Source organism: Corynebacterium sp. UBA4397 (assembly GCF_002390965.1).
In the GTDB taxonomy this organism is placed as follows: Bacteria; Actinomycetota; Actinomycetes; order Mycobacteriales; family Mycobacteriaceae; genus Corynebacterium; species Corynebacterium flavescens.
In genome coordinates, this window is the sequence record NZ_DGRD01000030.1 from 1 (window position 1) to 18500 (window position 18500).

Here is an 18500-nt window from a genome sequence, read left to right on the forward strand (position 1 = left end):
CCATGGCTGTGATTATTTCACGCCGGTCTTCCTACTGCCCCAACTTTGCAACAGCACCGTAGAGAGACGGTCAGAGAACGAGAGAACTAGGGGAATGAAGTGAAATAGGGGCGATGCTTTACTTCGCTCTAAGCACCCTAACAATTCCTAGGCGCAGATTCTCTTTCTCGGGGAATGCTCCCCGCTCGTCTCACCCCCACTCGTGGTTATGGAGGTTTGAGCATGCAAAAAGCCCCGCCACCTGCACGATGTGTGCGAGTGGCGGGGCCTAGTTGTGCGAGGAGGACTAAGTCTTACTTAGCCTTCTCAACGATCTCGACGAGACGGAAGTGCTTGTCCTTGGACAGCGGACGGGTCTCGGCGATGAGAACGCGGTCGCCGATGCCGGCGGTCTCGTTCTCGTCATGCACCTTCACCTTGGAGTTGGAGCGCATGATCTTGCCGTACAGTGCGTGCTGCTTACGATCCTCGAGCTCGACGACGATGGTCTTCTGCATCTTGTCAGAAACCACGTAGCCGACGCGGGTCTTGCGCGCACCTTTCTCCTTCTTAGGAGCATTGTTGGAATCAGTCACGTTTGCCTCACTCATGATTAAGCCTCAGCTCCCGGAACTACGGACAGACCCAACTCGCGCTCGCGCAGAACGGTGTAAATGCGGGCGATGTCGCGCTTGACCGTGCCGATGCGGCGGTTGTTGGTCAACTGGCCGGTGGCCTTCTGGAAGCGCAAGTTGAAGAGTTCTTCCTTGGCGCTCTTGAGGCGGGTTTCCAGCTCAGCGTTGTCGAGTTCGCGGAACTCGTGTGCGGGGGTACCGGTTGCCATTAGAACTGGTCCTCCTTCTTGATGATGCGGAACTTGCAGGGAAGCTTCTGGCCGGCACGGCGCAGAGCCTCGATTGCAACCTCGTCGGACGGGTAGCTCATCTCGAAAAGAACGCGGCCAGGCTTGACGTTGGCCACCCACTTCTCAACCGGACCCTTACCGGAACCCATACGCACGCCGAGCGGCTTCTGGGTCAAAGGACGATCCGGGAAGATGTTGATCCACACCTTGCCACCGCGCTTGATGTGGCGGTTGATGGCAATACGTGCGGCTTCAATCTGACGGTTGGTGATGTACGCCGGCTCGAGAGCCTGGATAGCGTAATCGCCGAAGTTAATGCGGTTACCGCCCTTGGACATGCCACTACGAGTAGGGCGATGCTGGCGACGGTACTTAACGCGCTTAGGAATCAGCATGGATTAGCCCTCCTGCTTTTGCTGTGCGCGCTGGCGACGCTGGCCACCGCGACGCGGACGACCACCACGGTCGCCGCGGCCACGGCCCTGCGTCGGAGCGTTCAGTTCGGATTCACGCACGCCACCGACGACGTCACCCTTGTAGATCCACACCTTAATGCCAATGCGGCCGAAGGTGGTGTGGGCCTCTGCGGTGCCGTAGTCGATCTCGGCGCGAAGAGTGTGCAGCGGAACGCGACCCTCGTGGTAGCGCTCGGTACGAGACATCTCGGCACCGCCCAGACGACCAGCCAAGAGGATCTTAATACCCTTGACCTGCGGCTGACGCATGGCAGACTGGATAGCCTTGCGCATGGCGCGGCGGAAAGCCACGCGGTTGACGAGCTGCTCGGCGACGGACTGCGCGACGAGAGTTGCGTTGGCGTCGACCTGCTTGACCTCGAGGATGTTGAGGGCGACCATCTTGCCGGTGAGCTTCTCGAGCTCGCGGCGGATGCGGTCGGCCTCAGCGCCGCGGCGGCCAATCACGATGCCCGGACGGGCGGTGTGAATGTCAACGCGGACGCGGTCACGGGTGCGCTCGATAACGACGTCGGCGATGCCGGCGCGGTCGAGGCCCTTCTCGAGGTACTGACGGATCTTGATGTCTTCGGCTACGTAGTTAGCGTAGTCCTTGTCGGCGTACCAGTGGGTCTTCCAGTCGGAAGTGATGCCCAAACGTAGGCCGTGAGGATGGATCTTCTGGCCCATTACTTGGCCCCTTCCTTCTGGCTCTCGACCACCACGGTGATGTGGCTGGTGCGCTTACGAATCAAAAATGCACGACCCTGTGCACGCGGCTGGAAGCGGCGCATGGTGGGGCCCTCGTTGGCATAAGCCTCAGAGATGACCAGGGTGCGTGGATCCAGACCGAAGTTGTTCTCGGCGTTGGCGGCTGCGGATGCAACGACCTTGGCTACCGGCTTGGCAGCTCCCTGAGGAGCGTACTTCAGGATGGCCAGTGCCTCGGCTACGGATTTACCGCGAACCAAGTCGATGACGCGGCGCGCCTTCATCGGAGTAACGCGGACGTAGCGGGCCGTGGCGGATGCGGAGGTGATTGTTTCACTCATCGCTTATCGACGTCCCTTCTTATCGTCCTTGATGTGACCCTTAAAGGTCTTGGTTGGTGCAAACTCACCGAGCTTGTGACCGACCATGGAATCTTCTACGAATACCGGCACGTGCTTGCGACCGTCATGGACGGCGAAAGTATGACCAATGAAATCCGGAAGAATGGTCGAACGGCGAGACCAGGTCTTGATGACCTTCTTGGTGCCTGCTTCGTTCTGGGCATCCACCTTGTTGAGGAGGTGCTCATCGACGAACGGGCCCTTCTTAAGGCTGCGTGGCATTGTTTACCTCCTCTTAGCGCTTCTTGTTCGGGCGACGACGGCGCACGATCATGTTGTTGGAGTAACGGTTCGGGTTGCGGGTACGACCCTCCTTGGTTCCCCAAGGGGAAACCGGGTGACGACCACCGGAGGTCTTACCTTCACCACCACCGTGCGGGTGGTCGACCGGGTTCATAACGACACCACGGACGGTCGGGCGAACGCCCTTCCAGCGGAGGCGTCCGGCCTTACCCCAACGGATGTTCATCTGGTCAGCGTTGCCGACGGCACCGACGGTAGCGCGGCAGCGGATGTCCACGCGGCGGATTTCGGAAGAAGGCATACGCAGGATTGCGTAGTTTCCTTCCTTACCCAGCAGCAGGACGGACGCGCCGGCCGAACGAGCAAGCTTAGCGCCTGCGCCCGGCTTGAGCTCCACGGCGTGGATGGTGGTACCGGTCGGGATGTTGCGCAGCGGAAGGTTGTTGCCAACCTTGATGTCCGCATTAGCACCAGCCTCGACGATGGCACCCTGCTTCAGGCCCTTAGGGGCGATGATGTAGCGCTTCTCGCCATCGACGTAGTGCAGCAGAGCAATGTTGGCGGTGCGGTTTGGGTCATACTCGATGTGAGCGACCTTAGCGGCAACGCCGTCCTTGTCGGTGCGGCGGAAGTCGATGAGACGGTAGCGGCGCTTGTGTCCACCACCGATGTGGCGGGTGGTGATGCGGCCGTGGTTGTTACGACCACCAGTCTTGCTCAGCGGGCGCAGCAGGGACTTCTCCGGAGTCGAGCGGGTTAGCTCCTCGAACTCGGATACGGAGGATGCGCGGCGACCCGGAGTTGTCGGCTTGTATTTACGAATAGCCATAATTCTTCCTTACTTCTCGAGCATCTTAGGCGGTTGCGCCGCCGAAGATGTCGATGGAGTCGCTGCCTTCACGAAGCGAAACATAGGCGCGCTTGGTGGACTTACGCTGACCGAAGCCGGTGCGGGTGCGCTTACGCTTACCTGCACGGTTAACGGTGTTTACGGAGTCAACCTTGACGCCAAAGATGCGCTCGACGGCTTCTTTGATTTGGGTCTTGTTGGAGTCAGTGGAGACGTAGAACGTGTAAACGTTCTGCTCCATGAGGCCATAGGACTTCTCGGATACAACGGGCGCGAGAATGATGTCGCGCGGGTCTACGAGCTTAGCCATTTACTTCTCCTCCTTGTCCGCGCCATTAACGCGGTTGACGAAGGTGTGCAGTGCCTCAACGGAGAACACAACATCATCGGAGTAAAGAACGTCGTAGGCGTTGAGCTGGCCGGCGTCCAAGATCTGGACGTTGGCAAGGTTCGAAGCGCTGCGACGAGCGTTAAGGTCTTCGCGTCCGATGACCAGGAGCACGTTCTTGCGCTCGGTCAGACGCTCGAGGAAAGCCTTTGCAGACTTGGTAGACGGGTTCTGGCCCGGTACGAGGTCTTCGATGACGTGGATGCGCGCGTTGCGAGCACGATCGGACAGTGCGCCGAAAAGGGCTGCCTTGATCATTTTCTTCGGAGTGCGCTGCGCGTAGTTGCGCGGCACGGGACCGTGAGAAATGCCGCCACCGGTGTAGTGCGGTGCGCGGATGGAGCCCTGACGTGCACGGCCGGTGCCCTTCTGACGGAAAGGCTTACGGCCGCCGCCACGGACCTCGGCGCGGGTCTTGGTCTTGTGGGTGCCCTGGCGTGCAGCTGCAAGCTGAGCGGTGACAACCTGGTGCATCAAAGCAACTGATGCCTCGGTGTCAAAGATCTCTGCTGGCAACTCGACAGAGCCGTTGGTCTTACCCTCAGCGGTCTGGACGTCTAGCTTGAGGTTGCTCATGCGTGTGCACCGCCCTTCACTGCGGTCTTAACGGTAACGAGGCCGCCGCGCGCACCAGGGATAGCACCCTTGATGAGCAGCAAGTTGGACTCGCTATCGATCTTCTGAATCTTCAGGTTCTGGGTGGTCACGCGGTCCTGGCCCATGCGGCCAGCCATGCGCTTACCCTTGAAGACGCGGCCCGGGGTAGAGGCGCCACCGATGCCACCAACGCGACGGTGAGCGGCCTGGTTACCGTGGGAAGCGCCCTGACCCTTGAAGCCGTGGCGCTTCATAGCGCCAGCGTAGCCGTGGCCCTTGCTGGTGCCGGTGACGTCGACGAAGGTGATGCCCTCGAAGATGTCAACCTTTACCTCTTGGCCGACCTCGTATGCGGAGGTGTCATCCATGCGGATCTCGGCTACGTGGCGGCGCGGGGTAGCGCCAGCCTTCTGGAAGTGACCTGCTGCAGGCTTGTTGGCCTTGCGCGGATCGATCTCGCCGAAGGCGATCTGGATGGCGTTGTAGCCATCTTTGTCTGCGGTGCGAATCTGGGTAACCACGCAGGGCCCAGCTTCGACGACGGTAACCGGAACTACGCGGTTCTCCTCGTCGAAGACCTGGGTCATGCCGAGCTTCTTGCCCAGAATGCCCTTGATCTCGTTTTCACTCATTGTTAGTTCTCCACCAAAGTTCTATTCGTCGATCACTGAATATTCACGTCGACACTTGCCGGAAGATCGATGCGCATCAAAGCGTCTACGGTCTTCGGAGTCGGGTCGAGAATGTCGATGAGGCGCTTGTGAGTACGCATCTCGAAGTGCTCGCGAGAGTCCTTGTACTTGTGTGGAGAACGGATAACGGCGTATACGTTCTTCTCGGTTGGGAGCGGCACTGGGCCAACTACACGAGCACCCGTACGGGTAACGGTCTCAACGATCTTCTTTGCAGAAGCGTCAATAGCCTCGTGGTCGTAGGCTTTCAGCCGAATGCGGATCTTTTGTCCCGCCACGCTTATCCTCTTCCTCGCTTCCCCACTTTCACATACTCGGCTCATCCGAGGCGTGAAGCGGTGGGAAATTGCTTCTCGATTTCTCTATAACGTTGTCCGGGCTTGGGGCCTGGGCTCAACGCCAGTTGTCTGGACTGTCATGACGACCAAGAGTTACGGCTGGCAAACCAGGCGCAGCGCTCTTGACGGGGTACAAGACCCGTAAGTCAGATGTTTATAGAAAGAGGACGGTTTACACGCATTATGCGTGGCAAGCCATACCCATTCGTATACTGCCGCTGTTTATTTGCCATGCCCCTTCTCCGGCCTCTCGTCTCGGGGTGCCTCTGCTAAAGCGCGGACCTTGCCCGATCTGAAAGCCTTCTAGTTACACATCAAAAGATGCCCAACTGCGAAGATGTCATGTTCGCCCTACCAGCAACAATGCCCTCTACCTTGCGGTAGATACGCCTTGCCGTGTTAGAGCAACCCTTGTATTTAACCATGTAGATGGCTATTTGCCAAACCTTTGGCGCGAGATGAATTAAACAGTGCGAGAAATCACGTTTTGGAAAATTTCCCTGCACGGGACCACACAACTCATTTTCATCGCACTAGGCTCGTCAAAGGTAGCAACCTAATGAACTAACTAAAGAGCACGAGAGAGAGTATGACGATGAGCGAGAACAACGCCTCCACTTCCAACACCGCCGCTGGCGCGCCCGCAGAAAGCACCGCTGATACGGCTACCGCTGCAGCTAACAGCGCGCAGCAGGAGCCCAACGATAACCTAGAGACCCAGTACGGTGACACCATTATCGATGATGTCGTGGTTTCCAAGATCGCCGGAATTGCCGCGCGTGAGGTTTCGGGTGTTTATGCTCTCGGCGGTGGCGGCGCCCGCATGATGGGTTCCATCCGCGAATCCTTCGGCGGTTCCGAGGACGTTCGCCAAGGCGTTAGCGTCGAAGTAGACAAGGCTACTGCCTCCATCGAGGTCGCCATCATCGCCGAGTATGGCGTGGCAATCCACGAATTGGCAGAGGCTATTCGTCGCAACATCATGAACTCCATCGAGCGCATGACCGGCTTGCGGGTAACCCGCGTTGACGTCATGGTCCACGACGTCAAGCTTCCCAAGGAAGAAGCAGACGAGAACCAGACGCAGTCCACCCTGCCAGCCACCCAGGAATAGGATCATGAGCACTTCCCGCCCCGGCTTCGAGCTTTCCGCTGTGCAGGCGAATGCCATCGCCGCGGCCGTTTCCCGGATACCTGGGGTAGCCAGGCTCGATGGCGGAAGGTTCGGTGAGGTCAGCGTGCTCTTTCCCGGGCAACGTGTCACTGGGCTCCGCCGCCCGGATCCTCGGGACGACACACACCTGCAGATTTATATTGCTTTGGATACCTCCGCAGGTGTTCCCATCGGCACCCTCGCCCCCAGCATTCGCTCCGCAGCCCTAGACACCTGCCCGCAATTGCGCAGGGTGGATGTTGTCTTTGCGGATGCGGTTGCGAGCTAGCACCCTCGTGCCTCGATTTAGCCTTACTTAGCCTTATGCAGAAGGACAAAGGAATGAAGAACTACACCACGCTCGGCATTGTCGCCGGGCTCATACTCGCCTTTTTTATCCACCTCGGCTTATGGCCCACCGTCTTGGCTCTGGTCTTGGCGGCATTCGGCGGGATCGTCGGCGCACACTTCGACGGCCGTATTGACCTCACCACGGTGTGGAATGGCCTTATTGGTAAAGGCCGCGGCTAATGGTCGGCGGAGACCACGGCCACCTAAGATTCTCGCTACGCTCGGTGGAAGCACTTATACGCGCTGCCATCGCCCAAGTCCCGGGGACCAAAAGTATCGACGCCAAGCTGGCCGGAATTGGCGGTCGCGCCTATCCGCGCCTATTGGTCCAGATCGATCCAGAACGTGAACTCGTCTCGGTGGATGCAAACATCGCAGCCACCTGGCCTTCTCCCGTCACGGAAGTCGCTGTTGCCGCCCGCGGCGCCATTGAGGCTGCCGTGCGCGAATATATGGGTTATTTCACCAGCCGCGTCAACATCACCGTGGGAGCGTTGGAGCCTGGCCCCCGGGTGAGTGAAGACGACATCGCCAAGCGGGGACATCCCAGTGGCACCCACCCGCAGGAGCTGTCTGCGCACGAGCCAAGGCATATCCTTGCGCCGCATCCCAAGGCGCTGCGGCCTACCTTAGCCCCGCGCCCCGACCGAACGCTGCGGGAAGTGTCTACGCCCAAGCATGTGACAGCGCCACCCATTGCCGTCCCCGCCCCCATGATTCTGCGCGCTACGCAGGCACCAGCGCCACTGGATTTGAAAGAAATAGCCAGCCCCGCTCCGCAGCCCCTACGCAGCATTGCTCCGCCTCGGGTCGACGTTGAAACGTCGCCGGTGCTGACTCCGCCGCCCATGAGCCTGCGTCCTGTTAGCGTGCCACGCGCTGTGCGCCTGCGCCGCGTATACATCGACCCAGTGCCACGACACACGGCCCATGTTTATGCGCCGCTGCCCGAGCCGCTGCGCGCGATTACCATTAACCCCCGCTGGAAGGCAGGTACGCCCCTTGTCTGAGACCCCGCGCACCCCCAAGAAAGAATCCGCCACCACCGGTCGCGGCTTTGGTCAAGAACCATTGGCCTCACCCGCCGCGCGCTCCTGGGCTGTCATTCTTGGCATCGTCCTTTTAGCCTTGGCCGGAGTGGCCGGCCGTGAAACCTGGCTGGTGAGCGCGCAAGCCAATGCCCGCTCCTGGATCGATCCTTTCATCGATCTCATGGCCGCCGGCACGTTGCGCCCCTGGATGTTGTGGGCGGGCGGTGCCAGCATCGCGCTCGGAATCCTCCTTGTCATAATTTCCCTCAAACCCCGCCGCCACACTCACCTCCGCGTTGTCGCGGACAACGCCTCCGTATGGATGCGCCCAGTGGACATAGCCCGGCTCGCCTCCGCCAGCGCCCGGCGTGAACCCGGGGTCGCCGCCGCGCGCACGCAGGTAAAGAAGAAGCGTAAGTCCGTCAAGGTTGACGTTGTGGTCAACGGTGACGTCGAGGATGCCACCCTGGGCGAGCGTGTGCACGAGACCATTGCGCAGGAGCTTTCCTCATTGCAGGCACCTGCCCAGATCTCAGTTGCCGTCGATCAGATTCCGGAGCTCGATTCCAATGTCTAAGAAACTCGCTGCACTCGACCGCTTCTTGCTCGGATTGCTCGGGCTCATCCTTATCGCCTTAGGCACTTGGCCCATCCTCGTGCACTTCGGCGTGTCTTGGGCGGTCTACCTCGCCACCTGGATCGATCACGACGAGTGGCGTTCCCTTCCTTCGGCGGCGTGGTGGCCCTTTGCGCTGGGAACCGCGACGGTGGTTCTCGCCCTGTGTGCCCTGTGGATCATCATCTCCAACATCCGGCACCACCGCTTTAACACCGTCACCTCAACCAGCTCTGACCACGATGGCGCCATTGCCATCTCCATGCCCGCCGTGGCTGGCGCCGTGGGATCCACCATCACCCAGCTTTCCGGCGTGGACAAAGTGGAACAGCTCGTGGCCTTTGACCGAGGGCACCGCGCGCTGCAATACACCGTGGTAGCTAACCCCGATACCTCGCTGGCAGCCATCACTGAGGCCATCGTGGATAACGAAAGCGACTTCCGCGCGGCTTTCGACGCCTCCGAGCTCGATACCGTTTACAAAGTCCACTACACCAAGGTCCGCTCTCAGAAGGCAGCCGGCAAGTAGCGGTGGTTGCTAGCGCTTGTAGTTAATGCGGCGGCAGTGGGTCCTCGGCCACCCAGATGCCCTCGACCGCTGGGAAGGTCAGGAGACTGCCTCCTGATTGCACGAGTAACTCCTGGCCAGGGCTGCAGCGTTTAACCTTCTGCCAGCTATAGTCGCGGCGGCGCAATTCACGGCGCAACGGCTCGAAAGAATGCAGACCATGGTCAATGACAATCATTGACTCCTCCGTGCGCACGACGAGGACTGTGTCCCCGATGCCTGCACGGGATATATCTTCTAAGGCTAGAACCTCATGAGCCTCGGTGCGCTGGATCCGCTGCCGCTCGACGGATTCCACCACCCCGAGGCGGTGCTCAAAGCCCTCGTCATCCGTGACAACGAGCGGTCGTGCTGGACCCGCACCCCTAATGTTGCGATAAGGCCAGACCACCGGCTGACCGGCGACGCCCCTTGTGTTGACGGGGCGTACCACGATAAAGGATTTATCCACGGTGACACGGTGTCCGCTGGTGAGAAGCAGCCAGCGGCCCTCGCTCACCCGGCCATCCGCCAAAGGCACAAGCGAAGGGCGCACATGGGACATGTCCTCTAGCGCGGAAACCAGCTCTTCATCGCTGGCGCCCCAGCCAATACCCTGGTTCTGCAACATGGCAAACAAGGTGGCAAGGCTAAGTTCCGGGCGTCCTTCCCACGTCTCGCGCAAGGCGCGCAGCGTGGAGTCCACTTCACGGGGATCTCTCATGCCCTAGACCCTAGCGGGCACATACCCTCAAAGAGAAACGTCACCTTAAACGCCCTAAAGTCAACTAGAACGCAAAAAGGAACCACACCCCACGCGGTGGTGGAATGTGGTTCCTTATTTAACGCTTAAGCCAAGCGAAACTTCGGCGGCTTGCTAAAAATTAAGCAAGAACCTTGGTTACGCGGCCGGCGCCGACGGTGCGGGAACCTTCGCGGATAGCGAAGCGCAGGCCCTCATCCATAGCGACGGGCTGGATGAGCTCAACGGTCATCTCAACGTTGTCGCCAGGCATGACCATCTCGGTGCCCTCAGGCAGGTGAACAACGCCGGTCACGTCAGTGGTACGGAAGTAGAACTGCGGACGGTAGTTGTCCATGAACGGGGTGTGGCGGCCGCCCTCTTCCTTCTTGAGGACGTAGACGGAACCCTCGAACTTGGTGTGGGGGGTGTAGGCGCCCGGCTTGATAACAACCTGGCCGCGCTCGACCTCTTCACGCTTGGTACCACGCAGAAGCAGACCACAGTTGTCGCCAGCCTCGGTGTAGTCCATCATCTTGCGGAACATTTCGATACCGGTAACGGTGGTGGAGATGGACTTCTCCTTGATGCCGATGATCTCAACATCCTCGTTGACCTTCAAAACGCCACGCTCAACACGGCCGGTAACAACGGTACCGCGGCCGGTGATGGTGAAGATGTCCTCGATAGGCATGAGGAAGGGCTTGTCGGTCTCGCGCTCCGGATCCGGAATGGAGTCATCGCAGGCCTGCATGAGGTCGACGATGGCCTGTACCCACTTCTCGTCACCCTCAAGAGCCTTGAGAGCGGAGATGTGGATGATGGGGGCATCCTCGTCGTAATCCTGCTCAGCGAGCAGTTCGCGGATTTCCATCTCAACGAGCTCGATGATTTCCTCATCATCAACCATGTCGCACTTGTTAAGAGCAACGAGGATGTAAGGAACGCCAACCTGGCGAGCCAGAAGAACGTGCTCGCGGGTCTGCGGCATAGGACCATCGGTTGCAGCAACAACCAGGATGGCGCCATCCATCTGCGCAGCACCGGTGATCATGTTCTTGATGTAGTCGGCGTGGCCCGGGGCGTCAACGTGTGCGTAGTGGCGCTTCGGGGTGGAGTACTCAACGTGGGAGATGTTGATGGTGATGCCGCGCTCCTTCTCCTCAGGAGCCTTATCGATCATGTCGAAAGCGAAAGCGGTGTTCTCATCAGGGTACTTGTCCGCAAGAACCTTGGTGATTGCTGCGGTGGTGGTGGTCTTGCCGTGGTCGACGTGTCCGATGGTGCCGATGTTCACATGCGGCTTCGTACGCTCGAACTTCTCCTTTGCCACTGTATGTCCTCCTGGACTATATGGTGGCTACGACCTTCGCAGCCACGTGATTGACAGTTGTCATCGGCACTTGACCTAAAGGCCAAAGCGCTAATGACGCTTTACTTTACGTGCCAGTTACACGATCCTAGATTTATGCCGCGGTTTTTTCAAACCGCCGATATAGGAGGTAACCCCCCGCGATAAGCGTGGACGTTGTCCCTCGACAAGTATCTTTTAAAGGATCCTGGGAGGGTAACGGCCGGCTCAATCAGCACCACGTAAAAAAGGTGTTGATTCAGCCCGCCGCTACCCCCTCAGTGTGCCCAAACACCGACGGTAGAACTGGAAGCCTACTGGCGAAGACTACCAGTCCTGCACAAAGCGCGGTGCGGGCGGGGTACTAGGAAGCCTAGGAACGGATTAGTGGTGTCCCTTGGTTCCGGTGCGCTCTTCAATGATGGCGGCCGAAACAGAGGCCGGAACCTCTGCATAGGAATCGAAGACCATGCTGAAGTTTGCGCGGCCAGCGGTGCTTGAGCGCAGGTCGCCGATGTAGCCGAACATCTCAGAAAGCGGAACCTTAGCCTTGACGACCTTGGCGCCGGAGCGATCCTCCATGGCGTAGACCTGGCCACGGCGGGAGCTGATGTCACCGTTGACGGTGCCCATGTACTCCTCGGGAGTGACAACCTCGACGGCCATAACCGGCTCAAGCAGAACCGGCTTTGCCTTGGCAACAGCTTCCTTGAGGACCTGCGAACCAGCCAGCTTGAAGGCCATTTCGGAGGAATCAACGTCGTGGTAAGCGCCGTCCTCGAGGGTGGCCTTGATGTTTACCAGCGGGAAGCCGGCCAGGTAGCCGTACTGCATGGCGTCCTGGATACCAGCATCGACGGAAGGAATGTACTCACGCGGAATACGTCCACCGGTGACGGCATTGACAAACTTGTAGGTGGCGGACTCGCCCTCTTCCAAGGTCTCCGGATCCGGGTTATAAGGCTCGATGGTGACGATAACCTTAGCGAACTGGCCGGAACCACCGGTCTGCTTCTTGTGGGTGTAATCCAAGGACTGCACGGTCTTGCGGATGGTCTCGCGGTAGGCAACCTGCGGGTTACCGATGTTGGCCTCAACCTTGAATTCGCGCTTCATGCGGTCAACCAGAACGTCGAGGTGGAGCTCGCCCATACCGCCGATAACGGTCTGGCCGGTCTCATCATCCAGCTCGACGGTGAAGGTGGGATCCTCCGCAGCCAGCTTCTGGATAGCGGTACCCAGCTTCTCCTGGTCAGCCTTGGTCTTAGGCTCGATGGAGACCTTGATAACCGGATCCGGGAAGTCCATGGACTCAAGAATGATCGGGTCATTCTTGTCGCAGAGGGTGTCACCGGTGGTGGTTTCCTTCAGACCAATGACGGCGTAGATGTTGCCGGCGTCAGCCTGCTCAACCGGGTTCTCCTTGTTGGCGTGCATCTGGAAGAGCTTGCCGATGCGCTCTTTCTTGCCCTTGGTGGAGTTGAGCACCTCGGTGCCAGGCAGAACCTGTCCGGAGTACACGCGGATGAAGTTCAGCTGACCAAAGAAGGGGTGCGCAGCAATCTTGAAGGAAAGCGCGGAGAAGGGAGAATCGATGGAAGGCTTACGGGTAAGCTCCTTGTCCTCATCGCCTACGGCGTGGCCGATAACCTCGCCGATGTCCAGCGGGCTGGGCAGGAAGTCAACAACGGCATCCAGCAACGGCTGAACGCCCTTGTTGCGGTATGCAGTACCACACAGCACCGGGTAGAGCTCGGAGTTGATGGTCATCTTACGGATGGCAGCCTTGATCTCATCCAGGGTCAGCTCTTCGCCACCGAAGTACTTCTCCATGAGAGCCTCATCGGACTCAGCGACGGTCTCGAGCAGCTTCTCGCGGTACTCGTCAGCCTTGTCCTTGAGGTCAGCCGGAATCTCTTCGATGGTGGGCTCTGCACCAGTCTCGACCTTGCCGCGCCAGGTGATGGCACGCATGGTGAGCAGGTCAACGACGCCGTCGAAGTCATCCTCAGCGCCGATAGGCAGCTGGAGAACCAAGGGTTTAGCGCCGAGGCGGTCGATGATGGTCTGAACGGTGAAGTAGAAGTCAGCGCCCAGCTTGTCCATCTTATTAACAAAGCAGATACGCGGAACGTCATACTTAGCAGCCTGACGCCACACCTGCTCGGACTGCGGCTCAACGCCTTCCTTGCCGTCGAAGACAGCTACGGCGCCGTCCAGGACGCGCAGGGAACGCTCAACCTCAACGGTGAAGTCAACGTGGCCCGGGGTGTCAATGATGTTGATCTGGTTACCATCCCAGAAACAGGTAACAGCAGCGGAGGTAATGGTGATACCGCGCTCCTTCTCCTGCTCCATCCAGTCGGTGGTGGAGGCGCCATCGTGCGTCTCGCCGACCTTGCGATTGATACCGGTGTAGAACAAAATACGCTCGGTGGTGGTGGTCTTACCGGCATCGATGTGGGCCATGATGCCGATGTTGCGGACCTTGTGAAGATCCTTAAGCACTTGTTGTGCCACTTTCTTACCCCAACTTAAATATCGTCGACGCCCCGACCTTTGCTTGGCCCGCGCGCCTTTTTGGATAGGTCTCGTTTAATTTTGCCACTTGCTGGCCGGTTTGGCAGCCGCAGAGGCACGTAGGCTTCCGCTCGCCTGAAATATTCTAGCGAGATTCCGGCTGCCTGACTAGGAAGTTTTTCCCACTAATGAGAAGAACAAAGATGACCCATAAATAATCCGAGCAACGCTAGATGAGTTAGCCACACCGGCATCCCGCGTGGGAATAGCCGGCTGCGAACTGATGAATCGTTGCTCGGACCATAGGCATTGATGCTGAAACTACCAGCGGTAGTGGGCGAAGGCGCGGTTGGCCTCAGCCATCTTGTGGGTGTCCTCGCGACGCTTGACGGAAGCGCCCAAGCCATTGGAGGCATCCAGGATCTCGTTGGCGAGACGCTCAATCATCGTGGTTTCACGACGCTGGCGGGTGAAGGTCACCAACCAACGCAGGGCTAGGGTGTTGGCGCGGCCGGGACGAACCTCGACCGGGACCTGGTAGGTGGCGCCACCGACACGGCGGGAACGAACCTCGAGGTCCGGGCGGATGTTGCCCAGGGCCTTCTCCAGGGTGCCAACCGGCTCGGTGCCGGTCTTCTCACGGCAAACCTCGAGGGCGCCGTAGACGATGCGCTCTGCGGTGGACTTCTTGCCGTCCTGCAGAACCTTGTTCACGAGCTGGGTTACTTGCTCGGAGTTGTATACCGGGTCCTTGACTACAGGACGCTTCGGAGCAGCATTCTTACGCATTTTAGTTTACTGTCCCTTCTTTGCACCGTAGCGGGAACGAGCCTGCTTGCGGTCCTTAACACCCTGGGTATCCAGGGAGCCACGGATGATCTTGTAGCGAACACCCGGGAGGTCCTTCACACGACCACCGCGGACGAGCACCATGGAGTGCTCCTGGAGGTTGTGGCCCTCACCTGGGATGTAGGCAGAAACCTCAATACCGGAGGTCAGGCGCACACGGGCAACCTTACGCAACGCGGAGTTAGGCTTCTTAGGAGTGGTGGTGTACACGCGGGTGCACACGCCACGACGCTGAGGGGAACCCTTCAGCGCGGCGGTGGCTACCTTAGCGCGCTTATTGTGGCGGCCCTTGCGGACCAGCTGCTGAATAGTTGGCATAAATCTAGTCTTTCTGTATGACTGCGGCTGTGCTGACTATCGAATGCCCAAACATGCAAAAATGAGGGCTCTTTTCCGGGGCCCTACCGCATGTCCAGAACGCCTATCCGCCTTAAGGCCGATAGATCGATCAGACTCTTTCGCCCTACATGAAGGCGAAACCTTGCAAGACGTTACCACACCCTCCCCATCGCCTCCAAATGGCAATCCCTGCACAAACTTTCTCCCCTCCCCAACCACACAGGCTGCGTACGCCACATCACAGAAGCCGGTGACAATTACCTCAGGCACAAAATGCGGGCACGTCCCCCGAGGGACAATCCCCGCACAGACACTACATGTAGTAATACTGCCCGTACTGTTTACTGCATGTTGTGTTTCCCGCCGCAGTGTCCTGCAAATTACAACTATGTTCTTTGTTGAGGCGCGGCCTTTCCTTCGCCGCCCAGACAAGGAGCACCACATGCCTATTTCTCCCTCCAGGCACAGCGCCGGATTCGTCGCTGGCGCCCAAGACACTGCGTCCACCACGGAGGCTTCGCTTGTCGACGCCGTTTCCACCCTCAACGAGTACCTCGACCGCTCGGACTGGCGCATCAATGCCAACGCCAATCAGGACTACTCCCTCGGCGGAATGATCCTCAATTCCTCTGGCAAGCTCACGGCCAACTACTGGCTCGACCAAGTATTTTGCCCGGAGGCAGGCCAGGCACATCGCTCTGGCGATATTCATATCCACGATCTCGACATGCTCTGTGGCTACTGCGCCGGTTGGTCCTTGCGTCAGCTACTTGAGGAGGGGTTCGGCGGTGTCTCCGGCACCATCTCCTCCGGCCCACCGCGGCACTTCTCCGCTGCCTGCGGCCAGGTGGTCAACTTCTTTGGCACCTTGCAAAACGAGTGGGCGGGCGCGCAGGCGTTTTCGAGTTTTGACACCTACATGGCGCCTTTCGTCCGCCTCGATGACCTCGACTACGACGCGGTTCTTCAGACCATGCAGGAGTTCATTTTCAATCTCAACGTCCCCTCGCGCTGGGGAACGCAAACCCCTTTTACCAACCTGACCTTTGACTGGGTATGCCCCGCCGACGTGGCCGATAACACGCCCTTCATCGCCGGAGAACTCGCGCCCTTCCGCTACGGCGACCTCCAGCCAGAGATGGACCTTATCAACCGCGCCTTCATCGAAGTGATGTCGCAGGGAGACGTCGATGGGAGGCCCTTCACCTTCCCTATTCCCACCTATAACATCACCGAGGACTTCTCCTGGGATAGCGCCAATGCCCGGGCCCTTTTCGATATGACGGCGCGCTACGGACTCCCTTACTTCCAGAACTTCCTCAACTCTGACCTTGATCCGGGCATGATCCGCTCCATGTGCTGCCGGCTCCAACTGGATCTCCGCGAGCTTCTCAAGCGCGGCAATGGCCTCTTCGGCTCCGCCGAGCTCACCGGATCCATCGGCGTGGTCACCCTCAACTGCGCGCGGCTGGGTTACCTCTACCGCGGCGACGAGGAGGCACTGCTGAAGCGGGTCGATGAGCTGGTGGCCCTTGCGGTTGATACCCTGGAGCGCCGTCGCACCTTCGTAGCCGAGCTCATGGATCGCGGATTGCTCCCCTATACTCGGCGCTGGCTGCCCAGCCTGGACAACCACTTTTCCACTATCGGCCTCAACGGCTGCAATGAGATGATCCGCAACTTCACCGGCGACGACTGGGATATCACCGATCCTCGCGGACACTCCATGTCCCTGCGCCTGCTTGAGCACATGCGCGAATTGCTACGTCAGGCACAGCAAGAAACAGGGCACCTCTTTAACTTAGAGGCCACACCGGCAGAAGGGGCTACCTACCGCTTCGCGCGCGAAGACGGCAAGCGCTTCCCCGATATCCTGCAGGCTGGTACCGCGGAGGAGCCCTATTACACCAACTCCTCACAGCTGCCTGTCTCCCATACTCCGGACCCCTTTGCAGCACTGCGGGAGCAAGAGGATCTGCAATCCGCATACACCGGCGGAACCGTCCTCCACCTTTACATGGGCGCGGCACTATCTAGCGGAGAGGCCTGCGCGCTCATGGTGCGCCGCTCCCTCGAGAACTTCCGCCTGCCCTACATCACCATCACGCCCACCTACTCGATCTGCGCTTCCCACGGCTATATTTCAGGCGAACATCCCCGCTGCCCGCAGTGTGGGGATAAGACCGAAGTCTGGACCCGGGTCATGGGTTACTTCCGCCCCATGGCAAGCTTCAATACCGGTAAGAAGGGGGAGTTCCATGAGCGGCTCTACTTCGCCGAACCCGCACACTAGGAAGGTGGCTCTGCCCGTCGGCGGAATCGTGCCTTTCTCCGCCACCGACTGGCCCGGCCGCTTAACGCTTAGCGTATTCACGCAGGGCTGCCCGCTGCGGTGCGTATATTGCCATAACCCCTCCCTGCAGGGCTTCGAGCCCACGCCCTATACCTTCGGGTCTGCCCTTTCACTGCTAGAGGAACGCCGTGGCCTGCTCGACGGCATGGTCATCTCCGGCGGCGAACCTTTAAGCTGCCACGCCTTGCCCGCAGCGATAGCCGCAGTCCACGCCGCCGGCTTCAAGGTGGGCCTGCACACCAGCGGCTACTCCCCCAAGCGGCTCGCGGTGTTGCTCGATGATCCTTCCACCCGCCCGGAGTGGATTGGATTTGATGTCAAGGCCTTAACCCGTGACATCCCTGGTGTAGCCGGGTGCACCCCCGCTGTGGCTCAAAGAATGAGGGAGAGTCTCGACTTAGTAGCCCGCGCAGCCGCGAAGCACAGAATGGGATTGCAGCTGCGCACCACCCTATGGCACGGCTCGCCCATGGACAATAACCTCGCCGAGCTCAAGGAGCTGGCAGCGGGATACGGCCAGGAACTCGTGCTCCAATGGGCACGCGACTGCGACAGCAACGGCCGCTATCACGGCGCGGGACTCGCCGAGTACTCAGCTCCACGTCCATGAAAACTGCGCTGGGGCACACAGCTGCTGGAAGTAGGTGCGCTCCTGGCTTTCCCAAACCTCGAACCACTGCTCATAGTCGGGGTCGCGCTCCAGAGCCCGCGCGCGGCGTTGCGAGCGCGGACCATCGATGAATATTGATAGCGCCTGTCCCCTTGCCCTTGCCGCGGCCAGATTCACCTTCGTCAGGGCCCCGACTCCCTCAACGATAAGGTTGCCTACTCCAGCCAGACTGACCCACTCGCCGCGGCAATCATTGGCCCAGTCCCAGCGCCAATATCCGGGATTGCGCGGGGCCAGCACGTTGGAGGCGACCATGCGCGAGGCCGCACTCAGCCCATGCCAACCGGGGTAGAACTCGTCGAGGTGCACAACGTGCCAACCCGTGCGCCGAGATAATTCCTGTGCCGCGGAGGTCTTGCCGGCGCCAGAGGGGCCGTCGACAAGCACTGTCACAGGAACCGCGGTGGCTGCACTCTCCACGGCAGTGAGCAGCTCCTCGAGGCTGCCTGCTTTAATCAT

25 protein-coding genes are annotated in these 18500 nt (G+C 59.5%); 8 read left to right on the plus strand and 17 right to left on the minus strand.

The annotated features are described in order from the left end of the window. Positions 1-293 precede the first annotated feature (293 nt). The 11 genes from rpsQ to rpsJ are packed head-to-tail and all read right to left on the minus strand — an operon-like array spanning position 294 to position 5459. Positions 294-590: a 30S ribosomal protein S17 gene (gene rpsQ, locus B2696_RS06525; protein ID WP_075729113.1), complete on the minus strand. Its 297-nt coding sequence runs from the start codon at positions 588-590 to the stop codon at positions 294-296. A 2-nt stretch (positions 591-592) separates the two neighbouring features. Beyond that, positions 593-823 (minus strand): 50S ribosomal protein L29, encoded by a 231-nt coding sequence (gene rpmC, locus B2696_RS06530; RefSeq protein ID WP_075729112.1) that lies wholly within the window; start codon positions 821-823, stop codon positions 593-595. Next, positions 823-1239, minus strand: a complete 417-nt coding sequence (gene rplP / locus B2696_RS06535) for a 50S ribosomal protein L16 (RefSeq protein WP_075729111.1) — start codon at positions 1237-1239, stop codon at positions 823-825. The genes rpmC and rplP overlap by 1 nt, the downstream gene beginning before the upstream one ends. 3 nt (positions 1240-1242) lie before the next feature. Beyond that, a complete protein-coding gene (gene rpsC / locus B2696_RS06540; protein ID WP_075729110.1) occupies positions 1243-1989 on the minus strand; it encodes a 30S ribosomal protein S3 in 747 nt (248 codons plus the stop codon). Further along, on the minus strand, positions 1989-2351 hold the full coding sequence (rplV, locus tag B2696_RS06545) for a 50S ribosomal protein L22 (protein WP_075729109.1): 363 nt from the start codon (positions 2349-2351) through the stop codon (positions 1989-1991). The genes rpsC and rplV overlap by 1 nt, the downstream gene beginning before the upstream one ends. 3 nt (positions 2352-2354) lie before the next feature. Continuing rightward, complete coding sequence (rpsS, locus tag B2696_RS06550) at positions 2355-2633, minus strand: 30S ribosomal protein S19 (RefSeq protein ID WP_075729108.1); 279 nt, start codon at positions 2631-2633, stop codon at positions 2355-2357. A 13-nt stretch (positions 2634-2646) separates the two neighbouring features. Then, positions 2647-3483, minus strand: a complete 837-nt coding sequence (rplB, locus tag B2696_RS06555) for a 50S ribosomal protein L2 (protein ID WP_075729107.1) — start codon at positions 3481-3483, stop codon at positions 2647-2649. Positions 3484-3508: 25 nt separating this feature from the next. Then, entirely contained in the window at positions 3509-3814 is a 306-nt protein-coding gene (gene rplW / locus B2696_RS06560; RefSeq protein ID WP_075729106.1) for a 50S ribosomal protein L23, read from the minus strand. Further along, the gene (gene rplD, locus B2696_RS06565) at positions 3815-4468 is read right to left on the minus strand and encodes a 50S ribosomal protein L4 (RefSeq protein WP_075729105.1); all 654 of its coding nucleotides are present in this window, start codon (positions 4466-4468) and stop codon (positions 3815-3817) included. Continuing rightward, positions 4465-5121 (minus strand): 50S ribosomal protein L3, encoded by a 657-nt coding sequence (gene rplC, locus B2696_RS06570; protein ID WP_075729104.1) that lies wholly within the window; start codon positions 5119-5121, stop codon positions 4465-4467. The genes rplD and rplC overlap by 4 nt, the downstream gene beginning before the upstream one ends. A 32-nt stretch (positions 5122-5153) precedes the next feature. Continuing rightward, positions 5154-5459, minus strand: coding sequence for a 30S ribosomal protein S10 (gene rpsJ, locus B2696_RS06575; protein WP_003848085.1), 306 nt, complete (start codon positions 5457-5459; stop codon positions 5154-5156). Positions 5460-6114: 655 nt separating this feature from the next. Here rpsJ and B2696_RS06580 point away from each other — a divergent pair. From B2696_RS06580 to B2696_RS06605, 6 genes are read left to right on the plus strand one after another with little or no spacing between them, the layout of a single operon-like run. Beyond that, positions 6115-6633 carry an Asp23/Gls24 family envelope stress response protein gene (locus B2696_RS06580; RefSeq protein WP_376778882.1) on the plus strand — a complete coding sequence of 173 codons (519 nt, stop codon included), beginning with the start codon at positions 6115-6117 and terminating at the stop codon, positions 6631-6633. Positions 6634-6637: 4 nt separating this feature from the next. Continuing rightward, on the plus strand, positions 6638-6961 hold the full coding sequence (locus tag B2696_RS06585; RefSeq protein ID WP_286954579.1) for a hypothetical protein: 324 nt from the start codon (positions 6638-6640) through the stop codon (positions 6959-6961). Positions 6962-7014: 53 nt separating this feature from the next. Continuing rightward, positions 7015-7203, plus strand: a complete 189-nt coding sequence (locus B2696_RS06590) for a DUF2273 domain-containing protein (protein ID WP_075729102.1) — start codon at positions 7015-7017, stop codon at positions 7201-7203. Next, complete coding sequence (locus B2696_RS06595) at positions 7203-8033, plus strand: hypothetical protein (RefSeq protein ID WP_276621920.1); 831 nt, start codon at positions 7203-7205, stop codon at positions 8031-8033. The genes B2696_RS06590 and B2696_RS06595 overlap by 1 nt, the downstream gene beginning before the upstream one ends. Beyond that, a complete protein-coding gene (locus B2696_RS06600; protein ID WP_075729100.1) occupies positions 8026-8631 on the plus strand; it encodes a DUF6286 domain-containing protein in 606 nt (201 codons plus the stop codon). The genes B2696_RS06595 and B2696_RS06600 overlap by 8 nt, the downstream gene beginning before the upstream one ends. Continuing rightward, positions 8624-9199, plus strand: coding sequence for an alkaline shock response membrane anchor protein AmaP (locus tag B2696_RS06605; protein ID WP_286954582.1), 576 nt, complete (start codon positions 8624-8626; stop codon positions 9197-9199). Before B2696_RS06600 ends, B2696_RS06605 begins: the two co-directional genes overlap by 8 nt. A gap of 22 nt (positions 9200-9221) precedes the next feature. Here the strand turns inward: B2696_RS06605 and B2696_RS06610 are convergent, their stop codons facing one another. The 5 genes from B2696_RS06610 to rpsL form a co-directional block, all read right to left on the minus strand. Continuing rightward, positions 9222-9941 carry a hypothetical protein gene (locus B2696_RS06610; RefSeq protein WP_286954583.1) on the minus strand — a complete coding sequence of 240 codons (720 nt, stop codon included), beginning with the start codon at positions 9939-9941 and terminating at the stop codon, positions 9222-9224. Positions 9942-10101: 160 nt separating this feature from the next. After that, the gene (gene tuf, locus B2696_RS06615) at positions 10102-11292 is read right to left on the minus strand and encodes an elongation factor Tu (RefSeq protein WP_286954585.1); all 1191 of its coding nucleotides are present in this window, start codon (positions 11290-11292) and stop codon (positions 10102-10104) included. A 402-nt stretch (positions 11293-11694) separates the two neighbouring features. Continuing rightward, a complete protein-coding gene (fusA, locus tag B2696_RS06620; RefSeq protein WP_276621914.1) occupies positions 11695-13830 on the minus strand; it encodes an elongation factor G in 2136 nt (711 codons plus the stop codon). 321 nt (positions 13831-14151) lie between these two features. Continuing rightward, a complete protein-coding gene (gene rpsG / locus B2696_RS06625; RefSeq protein ID WP_075729095.1) occupies positions 14152-14619 on the minus strand; it encodes a 30S ribosomal protein S7 in 468 nt (155 codons plus the stop codon). Between the two features lie 6 nt (positions 14620-14625). Next, positions 14626-14997 carry a 30S ribosomal protein S12 gene (rpsL, locus tag B2696_RS06630; RefSeq protein ID WP_075729094.1) on the minus strand — a complete coding sequence of 124 codons (372 nt, stop codon included), beginning with the start codon at positions 14995-14997 and terminating at the stop codon, positions 14626-14628. Positions 14998-15460: 463 nt separating this feature from the next. Here rpsL and B2696_RS06635 point away from each other — a divergent pair, with 463 nt between their 5' ends. After that, positions 15461-17311 (plus strand): ribonucleoside triphosphate reductase, encoded by a 1851-nt coding sequence (locus tag B2696_RS06635; protein ID WP_286954587.1) that lies wholly within the window; start codon positions 15461-15463, stop codon positions 17309-17311. Further along, the gene (locus B2696_RS06640) at positions 17277-17981 is read left to right on the plus strand and encodes an anaerobic ribonucleoside-triphosphate reductase activating protein (protein ID WP_286954589.1); all 705 of its coding nucleotides are present in this window, start codon (positions 17277-17279) and stop codon (positions 17979-17981) included. The genes B2696_RS06635 and B2696_RS06640 overlap by 35 nt, the downstream gene beginning before the upstream one ends. Here B2696_RS06640 and B2696_RS06645 read toward each other — a convergent pair. Then, positions 17964-18500, minus strand: coding sequence for a hypothetical protein (locus tag B2696_RS06645; RefSeq protein WP_075729091.1), 537 nt, complete (start codon positions 18498-18500; stop codon positions 17964-17966). The genes B2696_RS06640 and B2696_RS06645 overlap by 18 nt on opposite strands.